The 18,219-nt window shown below is 73.5% G+C and carries 13 protein-coding genes; all 13 read right to left on the minus strand.

Annotated elements, in window-relative coordinates:
- Positions 1-426: 426 nt before the first annotated feature.
- A complete protein-coding gene (cobC, locus tag IE262_RS35310; protein ID WP_189879541.1) occupies positions 427-1,494 on the minus strand; it encodes an Rv2231c family histidinol phosphate aminotransferase CobC in 1,068 nt (355 codons plus the stop codon).
- Entirely contained in the window at positions 1,484-2,407 is a 924-nt protein-coding gene (locus IE262_RS35315; RefSeq protein WP_189879543.1) for a sirohydrochlorin chelatase, read from the minus strand. The genes cobC and IE262_RS35315 overlap by 11 nt, the downstream gene beginning before the upstream one ends.
- Positions 2,404-3,084 (minus strand): precorrin-8X methylmutase, encoded by a 681-nt coding sequence (locus IE262_RS35320; protein WP_229877826.1) that lies wholly within the window; start codon positions 3,082-3,084, stop codon positions 2,404-2,406. The genes IE262_RS35315 and IE262_RS35320 overlap by 4 nt, the downstream gene beginning before the upstream one ends.
- Positions 3,081-4,808, minus strand: a complete 1,728-nt coding sequence (cobJ, locus tag IE262_RS35325) for a precorrin-3B C(17)-methyltransferase (RefSeq protein WP_189879609.1) — start codon at positions 4,806-4,808, stop codon at positions 3,081-3,083. The genes IE262_RS35320 and cobJ overlap by 4 nt, the downstream gene beginning before the upstream one ends.
- A gap of 5 nt (positions 4,809-4,813) precedes the next feature.
- On the minus strand, positions 4,814-6,073 hold the full coding sequence (cbiE, locus tag IE262_RS35330) for a precorrin-6y C5,15-methyltransferase (decarboxylating) subunit CbiE (RefSeq protein WP_189879545.1): 1,260 nt from the start codon (positions 6,071-6,073) through the stop codon (positions 4,814-4,816).
- The gene (gene cobM, locus IE262_RS35335) at positions 6,070-6,945 is read right to left on the minus strand and encodes a precorrin-4 C(11)-methyltransferase (RefSeq protein WP_134040710.1); all 876 of its coding nucleotides are present in this window, start codon (positions 6,943-6,945) and stop codon (positions 6,070-6,072) included. The genes cbiE and cobM overlap by 4 nt, the downstream gene beginning before the upstream one ends.
- A gap of 107 nt (positions 6,946-7,052) precedes the next feature.
- Positions 7,053-7,802: a precorrin-2 C(20)-methyltransferase gene (cobI, locus tag IE262_RS35340; protein WP_189879547.1), complete on the minus strand. Its 750-nt coding sequence runs from the start codon at positions 7,800-7,802 to the stop codon at positions 7,053-7,055.
- On the minus strand, positions 7,799-9,316 hold the full coding sequence (locus IE262_RS35345; protein ID WP_189879610.1) for a cobyrinic acid a,c-diamide synthase CobB: 1,518 nt from the start codon (positions 9,314-9,316) through the stop codon (positions 7,799-7,801). The genes cobI and IE262_RS35345 overlap by 4 nt, the downstream gene beginning before the upstream one ends.
- A gap of 58 nt (positions 9,317-9,374) precedes the next feature.
- Entirely contained in the window at positions 9,375-9,983 is a 609-nt protein-coding gene (gene cobO / locus IE262_RS35350; protein WP_189879549.1) for a cob(I)yrinic acid a,c-diamide adenosyltransferase, read from the minus strand.
- A complete protein-coding gene (locus IE262_RS35355; protein ID WP_189879551.1) occupies positions 9,983-12,031 on the minus strand; it encodes a putative cobaltochelatase in 2,049 nt (682 codons plus the stop codon). The genes cobO and IE262_RS35355 overlap by 1 nt, the downstream gene beginning before the upstream one ends.
- Positions 12,028-15,708, minus strand: a complete 3,681-nt coding sequence (gene cobN, locus IE262_RS35360) for a cobaltochelatase subunit CobN (protein WP_189879552.1) — start codon at positions 15,706-15,708, stop codon at positions 12,028-12,030. The genes IE262_RS35355 and cobN overlap by 4 nt, the downstream gene beginning before the upstream one ends.
- A complete protein-coding gene (locus tag IE262_RS35365) occupies positions 15,705-17,213 on the minus strand; it encodes a cobyric acid synthase (protein ID WP_189879554.1) in 1,509 nt (502 codons plus the stop codon). The genes cobN and IE262_RS35365 overlap by 4 nt, the downstream gene beginning before the upstream one ends.
- Positions 17,210-18,154 (minus strand): cobalamin biosynthesis protein, encoded by a 945-nt coding sequence (locus IE262_RS35370; protein WP_189879556.1) that lies wholly within the window; start codon positions 18,152-18,154, stop codon positions 17,210-17,212. Before IE262_RS35370 ends, IE262_RS35365 begins: the two co-directional genes overlap by 4 nt.
- Between the last annotated feature and the right edge of the window lie 65 nt (positions 18,155-18,219).

Genomic DNA, 18,219 nt, shown 5'->3' on the forward strand with positions numbered 1-18,219 from the left:
GCCGGGCCCGGAGGCCAGCGGCCCTCTTGCAGGACCGCGAAGAACATAACGGGGGAGGGGCGCGGCCTGGTTGGGCGTTCCGGTTGGGGTGGGAGGACCCTTGCCCCGATAGGAGGGTCCCGGCCGGTTGGGAATATCGGTGCCCGTTGTGAGGAGCCCCGCCCCGGAGGGAGGGCGGGCCCCCGGCTTGGTCGGGATTCGCGGTCCGATCGGGAGGGGCCTGCCCGGTGGGAAGGCCCCGGGCCCGGTAAAATCCAGCCTCTCCGGCGTTTGAGGAGCGGGGGTCCGGGGGCTGGCCCCCGAATCGGGGTCCGGGGCAGAGCCCCGGGAACGGGGGTCCAGGGGGCGTAGCCCCCTTGGCGGGGGCGGAGGGGCGGAGCCCCTGGGGATGGGACGGGTAGGGGCGGCGGGGGCGAGGAAAACCCCTCAGCGCCCCGCCAGCGTCACCGCCCTGTCCAACGCCTGCAGAAACCGGTTCACCGTCACCCGATCCCGCACCGCCACCCGCAGCCACCCCTCGTCGAGCCCGGGAAACGTATCCCCGCGGCGCACGGCGAAGCCGACCCCGCGCAGGTGCTGCCGCACGCGCGCCGCGCGCGGAAGGCGCACCAGGACGAACGGCCCCTCCGCCGGCTCCGCGACCACGAGCCCGTCGGGGGCGAACTCACGGAGACCGGCCACGAGATGGGCACGGTCCGCGGCGATGCGGCGCGCCGCCGACGCCGCCTCCGCGAGCGCCCGCGGCGACACGCACGCCTCCGCCGCCGCGAGTGCGGGCGTGGACACCGGCCAGAGCGGCTGGGCACGCTCCAGTGCACCGATCGTCTCGGGCGCCGCCAGCACGTACCCGATCCGCAGCCCCGCCAGCCCCCACGTCTTCGTCAGGCTGCGCAGGACGACGAGACCGGGTACGTCCCCTCGCCCGGCCAGAGCCTCACGTTCGTCCGGCACCGCGTCCATGAACGCCTCGTCCACGACCAACGTCCGCCCCGGCCGCGCGAGTTCGCAGATGAGCCCCGCAGGGTGCAGCACCGACGTCGGGTTCGTCGGATTGCCGATCACCACCAGGTCCGCGTCCTCGGGCACCTCCGCCGGGTCCAGCCGAAAACCGTCCTCCGGGCGCAGCAGCACCCGGTCGACCGGGTGCCCCGCGTCCCGCAGAGCCGCCTCCGGCTCCGTGAACTGGGGGTGGACGACGACGGATTGACGTACCTTCAGGGCACGGGCCAGCAGGACGAACGCCTCCGCCGCACCCGCCGTCAGCAGCACCCGCTCCACGGGCAGCCCGTGCCGCGCCGCCACCGCCGCCCGCGCGGCCCGGCCGTCCGGGTAGGCGGCCAGGGCGGTCCCGGCCAGCGACTCGGCTATCCGGTCCCGCAGCCACGCCGGAGGCGTGTCCGCGCGGACGTTCACGGCGAGGTCGATGAGGGCCGAGCCGTCGTCCCGGACCTCGGCGTCCCCGTGGTGGCGCAGATCGTGCCCGTCAGTGTGCATGGGAGTGTGCGTGCCCGTGCCCGTGATGGTGGCCGTCGTCGTCGGGGTGGTGGTGCGGCTGCTGCGGCAGGCCCACCTTGTCCTCGAAGCCCGGCAGCGCGATCCGGTACACGCACACGTCGCAGTTCATGCGCAGATCCCCCTTCACCGCCTCCTCGTACCGTTCCATCACCAGGTCCAGCAACTCCGGCTCCGGACCGATGACGTCGCCCGAGAACACCTCGATCTCGGGGTGCGCCGCCGCCCAGCCCTCGGTCTGCAGCCGCACCCGGTCCGGGAGGACGCCCGTGAAGAGGAAGTAGGGCAGGACGACGATCCGCCGGGCGCCCAGCCTCGCGCACCGGTCCAGGCCCGCCGGCACATCCGGGGCCGCCAGCGACACGAACGCCGTCTCCACACCCGCGTACCCGCGCCCCTCCCACAGCAGCCGCGCCGCCTTGTGCACCTCGGCGTTGGCGTCGGGGTCCGTGGACCCCCGCCCGACGAGCAGCACGGTCACATCGGCCCGGTCCCCCGGCGTACGGCCCCCGGTGCCGCCCAGCGCCTCGTCCAGCCGCCGCTCCAGCACGTTCAGCAGCGACGGGTGCGGGCCCAGCGGACGCCCGTACGCGTACGAGATCCCCGGGTGCCGCTCCTTCTCGCGGGCCAGCGCCGCCGGAATGTCCCCCTTGGCGTGCCCGGCGGACACCAGCATCAGCGGTACGGCGGCGAAGTGGCGCACCCCGCGCCGCACCAGCTCGGTGACCGCCTCGCCGAGCGGCGGCGGCGACAGCTCGATGAACCCGCCCGCCACGGGCAGTTCGGGGTGCCGGAGCCCCAGCTCGCGTACGAAGGAACGGAACGCCTCGGCGCCCGCGTCGTCCCGGGTGCCGTGACCGGCGATGAGCAGGGCGGGGGACGGGGGGGTGGTCACGGCTTCTCCTTCGAGACGGGCGGTACAGGTGATGCGAAGAGTGTGGTGGGTGACGATACGGGGTGGTACAACAGGGCGTTCAACGCGGCTGCCGCGACCGCCGAACCGCCCTTCTCGGAGACGTTGCTGACGGCGGGCAGCCCGCTCTCGCGCAGCGCGGCCTTGGACTCGGCCGCACCCACGAAACCGACGGGCAGCCCGATGACGAGCGCCGGGTCCGCGTCCAGGGTGAGCAGCTCCTCCAGGGCGGTGGGCGCACAGCCGATCACCCACAGCGCTCCGGGGCCGACCTCCTCGTACGCCAGCCGGACCGCGTGCGCCGAGCGCGTCAGCCCAGGACCCGGTACGGCGTCCTTGAGACGGCACACGGTCTCGCGGCGCGTGATGCCCGCCGCGACCATCTCCACATCGACGACGACCGGCGCCCCCGCGTGCAGCGCGGCGTGCGCCCTCTCCAGCACGCCCTCCTCCATGACGAGGTCGGTGGCGTACTCCAGATCGGCCGCCGAGTGGATCACCCGCTCCACGACGGCCCTCGTCAGCGGCGGGAACTGCGAGGTGTCCAGGCGGGCGCGCAACCGCCGGAAGGACTCCGCCTCGATCGGGTGCACGACCCGGTTCTCGATCTGGTTGTCGATGTGGTTCTCGACCCGGTTCTCGGGGATCACCTGGCTCACCGGTCCCTCTCCTGCCAGCGGTAGCCGCGCGGTGTGACCATGCGGCCCGCGATCTCCCGGGTGGCCGTGTTGCCGACGGTCACGACGGTCATCATGTCGACGGTCGCCAGGTCCAGGGACTCCAGGTCCGTCAAACGGCTGGACTCGTCCGCGCGGGAAGCGTTCCGTACGACACCGACCGGCGTCGTCGGCTCCCGGTGCCCGGCGAGGATCGCCAGCGCCTTCGGGAGCTGCCAGTCCCGGCCCCGGCTGCGGGGGTTGTAGAACGTCACGACGAGGTCGGCCTCGGCCGCGGCCCGCACCCGCCGCTCGATGACCTCCCAGGGGGTGTGCAGGTCGGACAGGCTGATCGACACGTGGTCGTGGCCGAGGGGCGCCCCGAGGATCGCCCCCGCCGCGAGCGCCGCCGTGACACCCGGCACCCCCACCACGTCGATGTCGTCGGACGCCTCCGCCAGCGCGGGCGACGCCATCGCGTAGACGCCCGCGTCCCCGCTGCCGATCAGCGCGACCGCCTGCCCGCGCCGCGCCTCGGCGACCGCCGTACGCGCCCGCTCCTCCTCGGCACCGAGACCGGACTGCAGGACCCGGGTGCCGGGGCGCAGCAGGTCGCGTATCTGGTCGACGTACTGGTCGAGGCCCACGAGCACGGCGGCGCGGCGCAGTTCCGCCCTGGCGCGCGGCGTGAGCAGGTCGCGGGCGCCGGGACCGAGCCCGACGACGGCGAGCCGGCCGCGCGCGGGCCGCCGTACGACGGCACAGGTCGCCATGGCGGGCCGCCCGTCCGCACGCTCCGACTTCCGCTTGGGCACGAGGAGTTCGCCCCCGCGCACCAGGGCAGCGGCCTCGGCCACGGACGGTGTGCCGACGGCGGCGAGCGGCGCGTCCGAGGGGTTCGGCACGGTCACCTCCGCCAACTCCTCGGCGGTGTACGTCACCACGGGCACCCCGAGCCGTTCGGCCGCCCCGACGATGCCGGGCTCGCCGGCCTTGGCGTCCACGGTGGCCACCTCGGCCACGCTGCGCACGGACAGTCCGGCGTCGCGCAGGGCGCCCTCGACGAGGCCCAGGACCTCGTCCACCGGGGCGCCCTTGGAGGCGCCCACACCCACGACGAGGGAGGGCGGACGCAGGACGACCTCGCGCTCGGCGGGCTCGACCGCCCGGTCGGTGAGGCGGATGACGTAATCCCCCTCATCCCCCGAAGCCCCCTCCTCCGCCTCATCCCTCCCGTCCGTCACCGGCAACGCGGGCAGCGGCCAGGGCACCTCCGCCTCCAGCGCGACCGGCTCGCCGTCCAGCAGGGCCCGTGTCACCCCCGCGACATCGCCCTCCACGGGCAACCCGAGCGTGTCGAGGCCCGGCACGCCCACCGCGTCCGTCGCCGTGGTGACGACCGGCTCAGCCCCCAGCACCTCGCCTACTTCGCGGGCGAGTTCGTTGGCGCCGCCCGCGTGCCCGCCGACGAGGGACACGGCGAACCGCCCGCCCTCGTCCACGCACACCACGCCCGGGTCGGACGCCTTGCCGCCCAGCAGCGGTGCGACCAGCCGGACCACCGCGCCCGTCGCGAGGAAGCACACCAACTGCTCGCACTCCCCGAACGCCCGCCGTACGGCGTCCCGTACGGGCCCGTCGTACACGCGCGTGCGGTCCGGCCACGCCGCGGCCAGCCGGTCACGGGCGGCCGCGCCCGCCGCGGTGGCGGATATCAGGCCGATCAGGCCGGTCACGGGGCAACTCCTTCGGTACGCGCCGGAGGCCTGACGCCCCACAGCAGGAAAACGGGATGGGTCGCCGCCAGCCGGGTCACGTCACCCGGCAGCGGCGCCAGCCGCGACGACTGCAACAGGACGCCGTCACAGTCGAACCCGGCGCCGACGAGCGCGTCCCGCGCGGCCGGAACCCGGTCGAGCGCCGCCAAGGCGACCACCACGGTCCGCCGGGCGCGCCGCGCGCAGGCGGTGACGATGGCGGGCAGCTCGCGCCCCCCGCCGCCGATGAACACGGCGTCCGGATCGTCGAGATCGGACAGCACGGTGGGCGCCGCCCCGTGCACGACCTGTACGTCGACGCCGTGTGCCGCCGCGTTGGCACGGATCCGCTCCACCCCGTCCGGCGTCTTCTCGACCGCGGTGACGGCGGCGCCGAGGCGTGCGCACTCCACGGCCACGGAACCGGAGCCCGCGCCGACGTCCCACACCAGGTCACCGAGGCGAGGACCGAGCCGGGCCAGTGCCAGCGCCCGCACCTCGAACTTGGTGATCATCGAGTCGCGGTGCGCGAACGCGTCCTCTTCCAGGGCCCATCCGGCGGGTCGGGGCGCGGGCCCGGCCACGGTGCGCACGGGAGCGACCGGCCGCTTCTCGTCCAGGCACAGCACGACGCTCACCGCGCCGCCCCACTCGCGGCCCGCGGCCTCGGCGGGCGTCACCCGCTCGATCCGCTCGCGCCGGGGATCGCCCAGCGCGGACGCCACCACGAGGACGCGCCGGCTCGACCGGAGCCCCGCGCCCAGCTCGGCGGGTCCGGCGCCCGGACCCGTCAGCACGGCCACCTTCGGATGCGCCCGGCACACGTTCAGCGCGGTCCGCAGATGGCGCCCGTGCGCGCTCACCACCACCGCGTCGTCCCAGGAGAGTCCGGCCCGGGCGAAGGCCGTGGCGACGGACGACACCCCCGGCCGTACGTCGAGGAGCCGCGCCCCGAACCGCTGGGACAGCACCCGGACGATCCCGAAGAAGCCGGGGTCGCCGGAGGCGAGGACGACGATCCGCCGCTCCTCGTCCTTCTCACCCTTCTCAAGGTGTTCCTGGATCGCGTCCAGCGCGGGCGCCAGCGGACCGAGGACGATCCGCTCGACCGTGCGCGGCAGCCCCGTGGCCTCCAGATGCCTCCGCGCACCCACCACCACCGCCGCCCCGGCCAGCGCCTCCGTGGCATCCGGGGTCAGGGGCGCCCCCGTCCCCGTACCGATGACGGTGATCACGGCGTAGCACCTCGCCGGGAGCCCTCCGCGGCATCGCGTGCATCGCGTGCATCGCGCGTGTCCCGCCGCGCCTCACGCAGGGCCCGGCGCGCCGCCGGATCGGCCTTCCGGTAGCCGTGGAAGTGTCCCGGGTGGTACAGGTGCGAGCGCGTGCCGTGCGCGTCGAGGGCCGGGCCGACCAGGAACAGCGTGTGCTTCCACAGCCTGTGCTCCTTGACGGTCTCCTCCAGCGTTTCGATCGTGCACCTCACGACCAGTTCCTCGGGCCAGGTGGCCTGGTACGCGACGACCACGGGTGTACTCGTCGGATAGCCGCCCTCCAGCAGCTCCCGCACCAGCTGCCCGCTGCGCGCGGCCGACAGGAACACCGCCATGGTCGTGCCGTGCCGCGCGAACTCCCGCACCTCCTCACCCGGCGGCATGGGTGTCTTGCCACCGCCGAGCCGGGTCAGCACCACGGACTGCGCGACCTCCGGAATGGTCAACTCGCGCCGGACGAGCGCGGCCACGGCCGAGAAGGACGACACCCCGGGCACGACCTCGGTCGCGATCCCGATCTCGGCGCACCGGTCGAGCTGCTCCTGTGTGCCGCCCCAGAGAGCGGGATCACCGGAGTGGACACGGGCGACCCGCAGACCCTGTTGCCGCGCCCGCTCGTACACGGCGACGACGTCCTCCAGCGACATGGCCGCCGAGTCCAGGATCTCCGCGTCCTCGCGTGCGTGGTCGAGGACCTCCGCCTGCACCAGGCTGGCCGCCCAGATCACGACATCCGCCTCCGCGATCGCGCGCGCGGCACGGAACGTCAGCAGGTCGGCGGCGCCGGGGCCGGCACCGACGAAGGTCACCTTGCCGGTGGGGGCATCGGCCATGGGGATCGGTCCTCTCTCGGGCCTCGTCCGGCGGATGGCGGGGGTGGGGGTGGGGGCGGGGTCGGCAGAGCCCGCACTCGTTCGTCTGCCGCTCAGATGTCTGTCGCTCACAGCTTCCCGCCGCGTCCGCCGTCGCGCCGGGCGGGCGCGATGAGGGTGGAGAGGTAGGGAAGCGGCCCGTCATCGAGTTCGGCGGCGGACCGTATGGACTCGTCGGGCAGCCCGAGCGCGGACCCCCACACGGCGTCCTCGACCCGTCCGGTGTCCCGCAGCGCCGCGGCCACCTCCCGTGCCTGCCGCCCGAACTTGTACGCGACGACCGTGCCCGGCCCGTCCAGCGCCTCCTTCAGTACGGCGGCCCCCGCGGTCACCGGCACCAGCGTCAGCGGTTCGGTCCCCTCGGTCAGTACGGCCCCGGACCGGGCGGCGAGATCCTGCATGGCGGTGATACCGGGCACGGTCTCCACGCTGGTTCCCGGCACCAACTCCAGCATGGTCTGGGCGAGATAGGTGAAGGTGGAGTACACGTTCGGATCACCGATCGTGGCGAAGGCGACGGAGGAGTACGTCCCGAGCAGGTCGGCCACCCGCCGCCCGGCGGCATCCCAGGCGGCCTCGCGCCGCCCCCGGTCGGTCCGCTCGTTCAGCGCGAACACCACCCGTACGACCTTCTCCCGCGGCACGTAGTGCAGCACGGTCGCCTCGGCCCGCCCCCGCTCGCCGCCGTCCGTTCCGTCCGGCGCGGCCATGACGGGCACCACGACGACATCGGCGGCCCGCAGGGCGTTGACGCCCTTGACGGTCACCAGCTCGGGATCACCGGGCCCGACCCCCACTCCGATCAGCCTGCTGCTCATGACGTCCGGCACCTCTCCACGAACCGACGGGCCACACCGGGCGAGGAGGCCCAGTGGGTGTGCAGATAACTCGCGTGCACACCGCGCTGCACGAAACCTTCGACGCGTTTCTCCGGGGCGCGCACCCCCCAGGCGGGAGCCGTCCCCGCCCCCGGCTCGACCACGGTCCGGTGGAACTCGTGCCCACGCATCCGGGTCCCGGCAGCGGCGAGCGAACTGTCGCCGATGGCGACGGCGTCCCGGTAACCGAGGCTGAGCCGCCCCGTCATGCGGGCCGTGGCGTCGAGCACTCCACACAGGGGCTGCCCGTCCAGCTCCCGGCACAGATACAGCAGCCCGGCACACTCGGCGGCCACGGGCGCACCGCCCAGCGCGAGTTCGGCAACGGCCTTGCGGAGGGGTTCGTTGGCGGAGAGCTCGGCGGCGTACACCTCGGGGAACCCCCCTCCGACGACCAGTCCGCCCGTGCCGTCGGGCAGCCCCTCGTCACGCAGCGGATCGAAGGTGACGACTTCGGCTCCGGCGGCCGAGAGCAACTCGGCATGCTCGGCATAGGAGAAGGTGAACGCGGCCCCACCGGCAACAGCGACGATCGGCTTGGCCGTCACCTCTTGCCTGTCCGGCGCGCTCGGTCCGCCCGGCGTCCGAGAACGGTCGTCAGCCCCCTCCAGCCCGTCCGGCGCTTGAGGACAAGGCCGTTCAGGCCGGTACGGGGGTCTGGGGGCGGAGCCCCCAGGGTCGGGTACGGGAAGGGGCGGCGGGGGCGAAACTCCCAGGGCCTCAGCCGCATCCCAAGCCGCACACGACAACGCACCGGCACTCCGCGCCAACCCCACCAGCGCATCCAGATCGCACCCTCGGCGAACCTGCTCGGCAAGCGCCCGCACGGACTCCACGGCCTCCGCCCGCCGCTCCGCGACCGGAACCAGCCCGAGGTGCCGCGAGGGAGCAGCCACCCCGGCAACCCTCCGCAGCACCCCCAACACCGGCACCCCGACGGAGTCCAACGCCTCCCGCAACAGTGCTTCGTGCCGATCGGACCCGACCTTGTTGAGGATCACGCCCCCGACCCGCACCTCCGGATCCCACGACACGAACCCGTGCACCAGCGCCGCCACGGACCGCGCCTGCGACGAGGCGTCGACCACCAGCACGACCGGCGCCCGCAACAGCTTCGCCACCTGCGCGGTGGACGCCAGCTCACCCTCCCCGGCGGCCCCGTCGTACAGCCCCATCACACCCTCGACGACCGCGAGATCACACCCGCGCGCCCCGTGCGCGAACAACGGCCCGATCAGCTCCGGCCCGCACAGATACGCGTCGAGGTTCCGCCCCACACGCCCCGTGGCGAGCGCGTGATACCCGGGATCGATGTAGTCGGGCCCCACCTTGTGGGGAGACACGGCGAGCCCCCGCGCGGCGAACGCGGCCATCAACCCCGTGGCGACGGTGGTCTTGCCGCTGCCCGACGAGGGCGCGGCGATGACCAGCCGTGGGACGGACGACGCGACCAGCCGTGGAACGGAGGACGAGACCAGCCGTGGGACGGACGACGAGGACGTCACGACGACATCACCACTCGATGCCCCGCTGGCCCTTCTGGCCCGCGTCCATCGGATGCTTGACCTTGGACATGTCGGTCACGAGGTCGGCGAAGTCGACGAGCTTCCCCGGCGCGTTCCGCCCGGTGATCACGACATGCTGAGTCCCCGGACGGTTCCGCAGCACGTCCACGACCTCGTCGGTGTCCACCCACCCCCAGTGCAGGGGGTACGCGAACTCGTCCAGCACGTACAGCTTGTACGTCTCGGCCGCGAGGTCCCGCTTGACCTGCTCCCACCCTTCGCGGGCCTTCTCCTCGTTGGTCGAGTTGTCACCCTGAAGGTCGCGCTGGACCCAGGACCAGCCCTCGCCCATCTTGTGCCAGTCGACGGACCCGCCCTCACCACTGGCGCCCAGCACCCGCAGCGCGTTCTCCTCGCCCACCTTCCACTTGGCCGACTTGACGAACTGGAACACCCCGATCGGCCACCCCTGGTTCCAGGCCCGCAGAGCGAGCCCGAACGCGGCGGTGGACTTGCCCTTCCCGATCCCCGTGTGCACGACGACCAGAGGCCGGTTACGGCGCTGACGCGTCGTCAGGCCGTCGTCCGGCACCACACTCGGCTGCCCCTGCGGCACTACGCGGCCCTCCTTGAACTCCCCTGGACTTCCTTGACCAGCCCGGCGATCGAGTCCGCCCGCAACGCGTCGAGCGTCACCGCCGTACCACCGAGCTCACCCGCCAGCCGCCCGGCGAGCCCCAGCCGCACCGGACCGGACTCGCAGTCGACGACCACGGACGCCACGCCCTCGGCCGCGAACAGCCGCGCGGCCCGCCCGGCCAAGGCGACCGGCTCGGGGCCACCGGTGGCCCGCCCGTCGGTCACGACCACGACCAGCGCCCGCCGCGCCGGGTCCCGCAGCCGTTCCACCCGCAGCACGTCATGGGCCTTCAACAGCCCCGCGGCCAACGGAGTCCGCCCACCCGTCGGCAACGACTCCAGCCGGACGGCCGCCGCGTCCACGGACGACGTGGGCGGCAGCGCCACATCGGCGGCCGCACCCCGGAACGTCACCAGCCCCACCTTGTCCCGCCGCTGATAGGCGTCCAGCAGCAGCGAGAGAACAGCCCCCTTCACGGCACTCATCCGCTGCCGCGCCGCCATCGACCCGGAGGCGTCCACGACGAACAGCACCAGGTTCCCCTCACGCCCCTCACGGGTCGCCTGCCGCAGATCGTCCCGGCGCACGACCAGCCCCGGCCCCGAGCGCCCACGCGCCCGCTGATACGGCGCGGCAGCCCGCACGGTCGCCGCCAGGTGCAACTTGGTGAGCGCCCCCCGGGGCCGCCGGGCACCCGTCGTCCGCCCGTGCTCCGTCCGCGCCCGCGAACGCCGCCCGGCGGCACCCTCACCGATGCCCGGCACGCTCAGCACCTTGGTGCGGAAGGGCTCGGAGGCCCGTACGGCGGACTGATCGGAGCTCCCCGACGCGAGGGGCTCGCCGCTCTCCCCGGCCTCGGGCCGCGCACCCGTGTCCCCGCCCTGCGGTCCGGCGTCCGGCGCCGGCTGCCCGCCGCCCCCGCCGCCCCCGCCGGGCCCGGGGTCGTCGGGCCCGGGGTCGTCGTCTCGATCACTGTCTCGATCAGTGTCTCGATCGCCGTTTCGATCGTCGTCTCCGGAGAATTCCTCCAGCGTCTCGTCGAGCTTGTCCTCGTCGAGTCCCGGCGCGTCAAAGGGGTTACGGCGCCTGCGGTGCGGCAGCGCGAGCAGCGCCGCCTGCCGGACGTCCTCGGCGAGCACGTCCGTCCGCCCGGCCCACGCGGCGAGCGCGGTCGCCGTCCGGGCCATCACGATGTCGGCCCGCATACCGTCCACCTCGAAGGCCGCGCAGGTCGCCGCGATCTGCCGCAGCGCCCCGTCGCCCAGCCGCACCGACGGCAGCAACGCCCGAGCGGCCACGATCCGCGCCCGCACGGCAGCCTCCTCGCCGGCCCAGCGCGCCGCGAAGCCCGCCGGGTCGTCGTCGTACGCGAGCCGCCGCCGCACGACCTCCACCCGCTGCTCGGGCTCCCGCGAGGCCGCGACCTCCACGGTCAGCCCGAACCGGTCGAGCAACTGCGGCCGCAGCTCGCCTTCTTCGGGGTTCATGGTGCCTACCAGCAGGAACTTCGACGCATGCCGAACGGAAACACCTTCGCGTTCAACATAGGAGGCGCCCATGGCGGCGGCGTCCAACAAGAGGTCGACGAGGTGGTCATGGAGCAAATTGACCTCGTCGACGTACAGGATCCCGCGGTGCGCCTCCGCGAGGAGCCCCGGCTCGAAGGCCTTCACGCCCTCCGCGAGTGCCCGCTCGATGTCCAGGGCGCCCACGAGCCGGTCCTCGGAGGCGCCGACGGGCAGTTCGACCATGCGCGCGGGACGCGCCGCACCGGGGCCGGTCTCGTGCGGCCCGTCCGGGCACGCGGGGTCCGGCGCCCCCGGAGCACACGAGAAACGGCACCCGGCGACGACGTCCACCTCCGGCAGAAGCGCCGACAGGGCACGTACCGCCGTGGACTTGGCGGTGCCCTTCTCACCCCGCACGAGCACACCGCCGACCGCCGGCGACACCGCGTTCAGCAGCAGCGCGAGCCGCAGGTCGTCCTGGCCGACGACCGCCGTGAACGGAAACGGAACACTCACTGGTCGTCGCCCTCCACGTCACCCTCCAGATCGCCTTCGAGTTCCAGATACGTGGCGCGCAGCCGCTCCAGCGTGCCGGCGTCCGGCTCCGCCCACAGCCCCCGGTCCGCCGCCTCCAGCAGCCGCTCGGTGATGCCGCGCAGCGCCCACGGGTTGGACTTCTTCATGAAGTCCCGGTTCTCCGCGTCGAAGACGTACTCCGCGCTGAGCTTCTCGTACATCCAGTCGTCCACGACCCCGGCCGTGGCGTCGTACCCGAACAGATAGTCGACGGTGGCCGCCATCTCGAAGGCGCCCTTGTAGCCGTGGCGCCGCATCGCGGCCATCCAGCGCGGGTTGACCACGCGGGCGCGGAAGACGCGGTGGGTCTCCTCGCCCAGCGTCCGGGTCTTCACCTGGTCCGGTACGGCCGAGTCACCGACGTACGCCTCCGGGCTGGCTCCCGTCAGATGGCGCACCATCGCGACCATGCCGCCGTGGTACTGGAAGTAGTCGTCCGCGTCGACGAGGTCGTGCTCGCGGGTGTCGACGTTCTTCGCGGCGACCGCGATCCGCCGGAACGCCGTCTCCATGTCCCCGCGCGCCGCCCGCCCGTCGAGCCCGCGCCCGTACGCGTAACCGCCCCACACCGCGTACACCTCGGCGAGGTCGGCGTCCGAACGCCAGTTGCGGGCGTCGATCAGCGGCAGCAGACCGGCTCCGTACGCGCCCGGCTTCGAGCCGAAGACGCGGGCCGTCGCGCGCCGTCGGTCGCCGTGCTCGGCGGTGTCCTCGTCGGCGTGGGCCCGTACGAAGTTCTGGTCGGCCGGCTCGTCCAGCTCCGCGACCGCCCGCACCGCGTCGTCGATCAGTCCCACCACGTGCGGGAACGCGTCCCGGAAGAAGCCGGAGATGCGGACCGTGACATCGATGCGCGGCCGGCCGAGCTCCGCCAGGGGCACGATCTCGAAGCCGGTCACCCGGCGCGAGGCGTCGTCCCAGACAGGGCGGCAGCCGAGCAGCGCGAGGATCTCCGCGATGTCGTCGCCCTGGGTGCGCATCGCGGACGTTCCCCAGACGGTGAGGCCGACGGACTTCGGATACGCACCGGTGTCCTGGAGATACCGCTGGACGAGGGAGTCCGCGAGCGACTGGCCGACCTCCCAGCTCAGCCGGGACGGAATGGCCTTGGGGTCGACGGAGTAGAAGTTCCGGCCGGTCGGCAGGACGTTGACGAGCCCGCGCGTGGGCGAGCCCGACGGGCCCGCCGGGACGTAGCCGCCGTCGAGCGCCTTGAGGATGTGGCCGATCTCGTCGGTGGTGCGGGCGAGCCGGGGCACGACCTCCGTGCACGCGAACTCCAGCACGGCCATGGCAGCGGGGAGTTCGGTACCGAGTACGTCCCTTAGCAGCGCCCCGATCTCCCCGACCGCCCAGTCCCGCTCCTCCATGCCCTCCGCGATCCGCCGGCACAGCTGCTCCAGCAGGTCGACGGCGTCGGCGGCCGTGCGGGACGGCCCCTCGGCCAGGTCCGTCAGCTCGGCCGGCACCTTCACCGGCGCTCCGGGCTCGGCCAGCAGTTCCTTCTCGACCAGCCCGAAGTGCTCGGCCAGGCAGGCGCGCAGCCCCGGCAGGGCGTTCGCCCGCCCGCCCCACACCTGGGAGGCGCGCAGCACGGCGAGGACCAGGTTCACGCGCGGCTCGCCGACCGGGCCGCCACCGAGGATGTGCAGACCGTCGCGGATCTGCACGTCCTTGATCTCGCACAGATAGCCGTCGATGTGCATGACGAACTCGTCGAAGTCGCCGTCGTCCGGCTGCTCGTCGACGTGCAGGTCGTGGTGCAGTTCGGCGGCCTTGACCAGCGTCCAGATCTGGGCGCGGACGGCCGGGGCCTTCGCCGGGTCCAGGTCCGACACGAGCGCGTACTCGTCGAGGAGCTGCTCCAGCTTGGCCAGGTCGCCGTAGGTGTCGGCGCGCGCCATGGGCGGTACCAGGTGGTCGACGACCGTGGCGTGCCCGCGGCGCTTGGCCTGGGTGCCCTCACCGGGGTCGTTGACGATGAAGGGGTAGATCAGGGGCAGGTCGCCGAGGACGGCGTCCGGTGCGCACCCGCGCGACAGCCCCAGTCCCTTGCCGGGCAGCCACTCCATCGTGCCGTGCTTGCCCATGTGCACGATCGCGTCGGCGCCGAACCCCCCTTCCGATGGCGCGGCCTCCAGCCACCGGTAGGCCGCCATGTAGTGGTGCGAGGGCGGCATGTCCGGGTCGTGGTAGATCGCGATCGGGTTCTCGCCGAAACCGCGCGGCGGCTGGATCATGACGACGACGTTCCCGAACCGGAGGGAGGCCAGCACGATGTCGTCGCCGTCCACGTACAGCGAGCCCGGTGGCTCGCCCCACGCTTCCACCATCCCGTCGCGCAGTTCGGGGTCGAGCCGGTCGAACCACGCGCGGTAGTCGGCCAGCGGCACGCGCGCGGGCGCGGCGGCGAGCTGCTCCTCCGTCAGCCACTCGACGTCGTGACCGCCGGCCTCGATCAGCCGGTGGATCAACTCGTCGCCGCCGGAGGGGTATGCGGTGAGCGAGTACCCCGCGTCGCGGAGGGCGTCCAGCACCCGTACCGCCGAGGCGGGCGTGTCGAGGCCGACCGCGTTGCCGACGCGCGAGTGCTTCGTCGGGTACGCGGTGAAGACGAGGGCGATCTTCTTGTCGGCGTTCTTCTTGTGCCTCAGTCGTGCGTGGCGTACGGCGATCCCGGCGACCCGGCCGGCCCGTTCCGGGTCGGCGACGTACACCGGGACGTCGTCCGGCCCCTGCTCCTTGAACGAGAACGGGACCGTGACGATCCGCCCGTCGAACTCCGGTATCGCGACCTGCATCGCCGCGTCCATGGGGGAGAGGGCGGCATCGGACCCGTCCCAGGCGCTCCTCGACGAGGTCAGGCAGAGGCCCTGGAGCACGGGGATGCCGAGGTCGGCGAGCGCCCCGATGTCCCAGGACTCCTCGTCCCCGCCGGCCGACGCCTGCGAGGCGTGGGTGCCGCCGGCCGCGAGCACCGTGGCGACGAGCGTGTCGGCCCGCCCGAGGAGCTCGTACAGCCCGGCGTCCGCACCGCGCAGCGAACCGCAGTAGACGGGGAGGGCGTTGGCGCCGCGCGCCTCGATGGCGTCGCACAGGGTGTCCACGAAGGCGGTGTTGCCGCTCAGTTCGTGGGCCCGGTAGAAGAGGACGCCGACGGTGGGGCGGCCCTCGATCAGGGGACGTTCGCCATGGACGCCGTACTCGGGCATCTTGTGCGGCTCGTCGAAGCCCTCACCGGTGAGCAGCACGGTGTCGGAGAGGAACCGGGCCAGTTCGGTGAGGTTGGCGGGGCCGCCCTCGACGAGGTACCGCAGCGCCTGAGCCACCACCCCCGCGGGCACCGACGACTCGGCCATCAACTCCGCGTCCGGCAGGGCCTCCCCGCCGAGCAGCACGGTCGGGACACCGGACGTCCTGAGCGCGGCCAGCCCGTCCTCCCAGGCGCGCTTGCCGCCCAGCAGCCGTACGACGGCGATGTCCACGCCCTCGATCAGCCCCGGCAGCTCCTCGGCGACATCGACGCGGGTCGGGTTGCCGATCCGGTACGGGGCGCCGGAGGCGCGGGCCGCCAGCAGATCGGTGTCGGCGGTCGACAACAACAACACTGTGCTCATGCGGGCGCTCCCGGTGGAATGAAGGGCAGTCCTTGCGGCGCGCCCGACTCGATGAGCCGCCACAGCGCGTCCGTGTCCGCGTGTTCCTCGATCAGGTCGCCGAGCCGGTCGAGTTGTTCCTCGCGGAGCGCGGCGAACGACGTGCCGGGGGCCGGCACGAAGCGGCGCCCCGCGGCGGCGGCCACCTCGCGCAGGAAGGCCCGCCGGAAACCGTCCGACTCCAGCGAGCCGTGCCAGTGCGTGCCCCAGACGGCACCGACCCGGCACCCGTCCAGGAAGGTTTCACCGCCCGTGACGTCGGCGACCCCGTGGTGGATCTCGTACCCCTCGACGTGCTCGCCGAGGGCCTCGCCGACGGGACGGGTGAGGGTCTTCTCGCGGGCGAACCGCACCCGCACGGGCAGGATCCCGAGGCCGTCCACCTGGCCTGCCCGGGACTCGACGTCGTCCTCGATGTGCTCGCCGAGGATCTGGAAGCCGCCGCAGACGCCGAGCACGGGGCGGCCGTCGGCGGCCCTGCGCACGAGCGCGTCGGCGAGCCCGCGCTCCCGCAGCCACTGAAGGGCACGGACGGTTCCCCGGGTGCCGGGGACCACCACCAGGTCCGCGTCGGCGAGTTCCTCGGCCCGGTCCACGAACCGCACGACGACGCCGGGTTCGGCGGCGAGCGCGTCCACGTCGGTGAAGTTGGACATGAGCGGGATCGCGCAGACGGCGACCCGTAGCACGTCCTGGCCGACGGGGGGAGCGACGTTCGACTCCCGCACGGTCCCCCGCAGGGAGACCGCCATCCCGTCCTCCTCGTCGATCCCGAGCCCGTGCCGGAAGGGCAGGACGCCGTACGTGCGCCGGCCGGTGAGCCCGTGCAGCATGTCCAGTCCGGGCTCCAGCAGGGACACGTCCCCGCGGAACTTGTTGACGAGGAAGCCGGCCACCAACTCCTGGTCCTCGGGCGACAGCAGCGCGACCGTTCCGAAGAACGAGGCGAACACACCCCCGCGGTCGATGTCACCGACCACCAGCACGGGAAGCCGCGCGTTGCGCGCGATGCCCATGTTCACGATGTCCGTCCGCCGCAGATTGATCTCGGCGGGACTCCCCGCGCCCTCACAGATCACCGCGTCATACGTGCCCCGCAACTCGGCGAGACAGTCCAGCACGGTCCCGAGCAGCTTCTGCTGCCGCCCCCCGTGATAGCCGCGGGCGCTCAACTCACCCACGGGCTTGCCCAGCAGCACGACCTGGCTGCTGCGCTCACCGCCGGGCTTCAGCAGCACGGGGTTCATCAGCGCGGTCGGCTCGACACGGCACGCCTGCGCCTGCATGGCCTGTGCCCGCCCGATCTCCGCGCCCTCCCGCGTCACGAACGAGTTGAGGGACATGTTCTGCGCCTTGAAGGGCGCGACCTTGACCCCCTGCCGCACGAGCCAACGGCAGATCCCGGCGGTCACGACGCTCTTGCCGGCGTCGGAGGTGGTGCCGGCGACCAGAAGACCACCACTCACGATGCCCGCCTCCCGGTGAGAAGCCGCCCGGCGACGCAGACGCCGAGCGCGAGCCAACCGACCTGCCGGGAGAGCCGTACGGCACGCTCGATGTCGTGGAGGGCGACGGCGCGTCCCGCGTCGCCGCCCAGCACGGGGCGGTGCTCGATGCGCCCCCCGTACGAGAGCGTCCCGCCCAACCGCACCCCGAGAGCCCCCGCGAACGCGGCCTCGACGGGCCCGGCGTTCGGACTGGGATGCCTGGCGGCGTCGGCACGCCAGGCGCGCAGGGCCCCCCGGCGGTCGCTTCCGGCCGCCGCCGCGAGCAGGGCAGTCAACCGCGCCCCCGGCCACCCCATGACGTCGTCGAGCCGCGCCGAAGCCCAGCCGTACCGCCGGTACTTGGCCGACTTGTGACCGACCATGGCGTCCAGGGTGTTCACGGCCCGGAACCCGACAAGCCCCGGCACGCCGCCGACAGCGCCCCACACGAGGGCGCCCACCACCGCGTCGGACGTGTTCTCGGCGACGGACTCGACGACGGCCCGCGCGATCCCGTCCGCGTCGAGCGCCTGCGGATCCCGTCCGCACAGATGCGGCAGCCGGGCCCGAGCGGCCTCGACGTCCCCCGCCTCCAGAGCGCGCCCGATGCCCCGGGCCTCCCGGGCGAGCGACGTCCCTCCGACGACGGCCCAGGTGGCGGCGCCGGTCAACACGACGGAGGCGGCGGGGGAGGTACGCGCGGCGCGTGTGACCAGGGCACCGAGCGCGACGGCGCCACCGGCGCACACGGCGGTGTGCAGCGCGCCCCACCCCCGGTGGTCCCGCCACAACACCCGTTCCACGGCAGCCGCGGCCCGCCCGAACACGGCGACCGGATGCCCCCGGCGAGGATCGCCCAGGAACAGGTCACCGAGAAGACCGGCGGCGGCGCCGTACGCGAAGACGCGATCGGCCCGCATGCGTTCAGCCGACCGATGGATACGGCAGGGCGGTGGTGCTGGACCTCAATCGGCAGCCGAGCATG

The sequence above is a fragment of the Streptomyces bluensis genome (assembly GCF_014650715.1).
In the GTDB taxonomy this organism is placed as follows: Bacteria; Actinomycetota; Actinomycetes; order Streptomycetales; family Streptomycetaceae; genus Streptomyces; species Streptomyces bluensis.

What these genes read in the sequence shown, in the direction of transcription:
- cobM (WP_134040710.1), bottom strand. Translation starts at nt 6,945, where the DNA reads ATGGCCGATGCCCCCACCGGCAAGGTGACCTTCGTCGGTGCCGGCCCC.
- IE262_RS35370 (WP_189879556.1), bottom strand. Translation starts at nt 18,154, where the DNA reads ATGCGGGCCGATCGCGTCTTCGCGTACGGCGCCGCCGCCGGTCTTCTC.
- cobN (WP_189879552.1), bottom strand. Translation starts at nt 15,708, where the DNA reads ATGAGCACAGTGTTGTTGTTGTCGACCGCCGACACCGATCTGCTGGCG.
- cobI (WP_189879547.1), bottom strand. Translation starts at nt 7,802, where the DNA reads ATGAGCAGCAGGCTGATCGGAGTGGGGGTCGGGCCCGGTGATCCCGAG.
- cobC (WP_189879541.1), bottom strand. Translation starts at nt 1,494, where the DNA reads ATGCACACTGACGGGCACGATCTGCGCCACCACGGGGACGCCGAGGTC.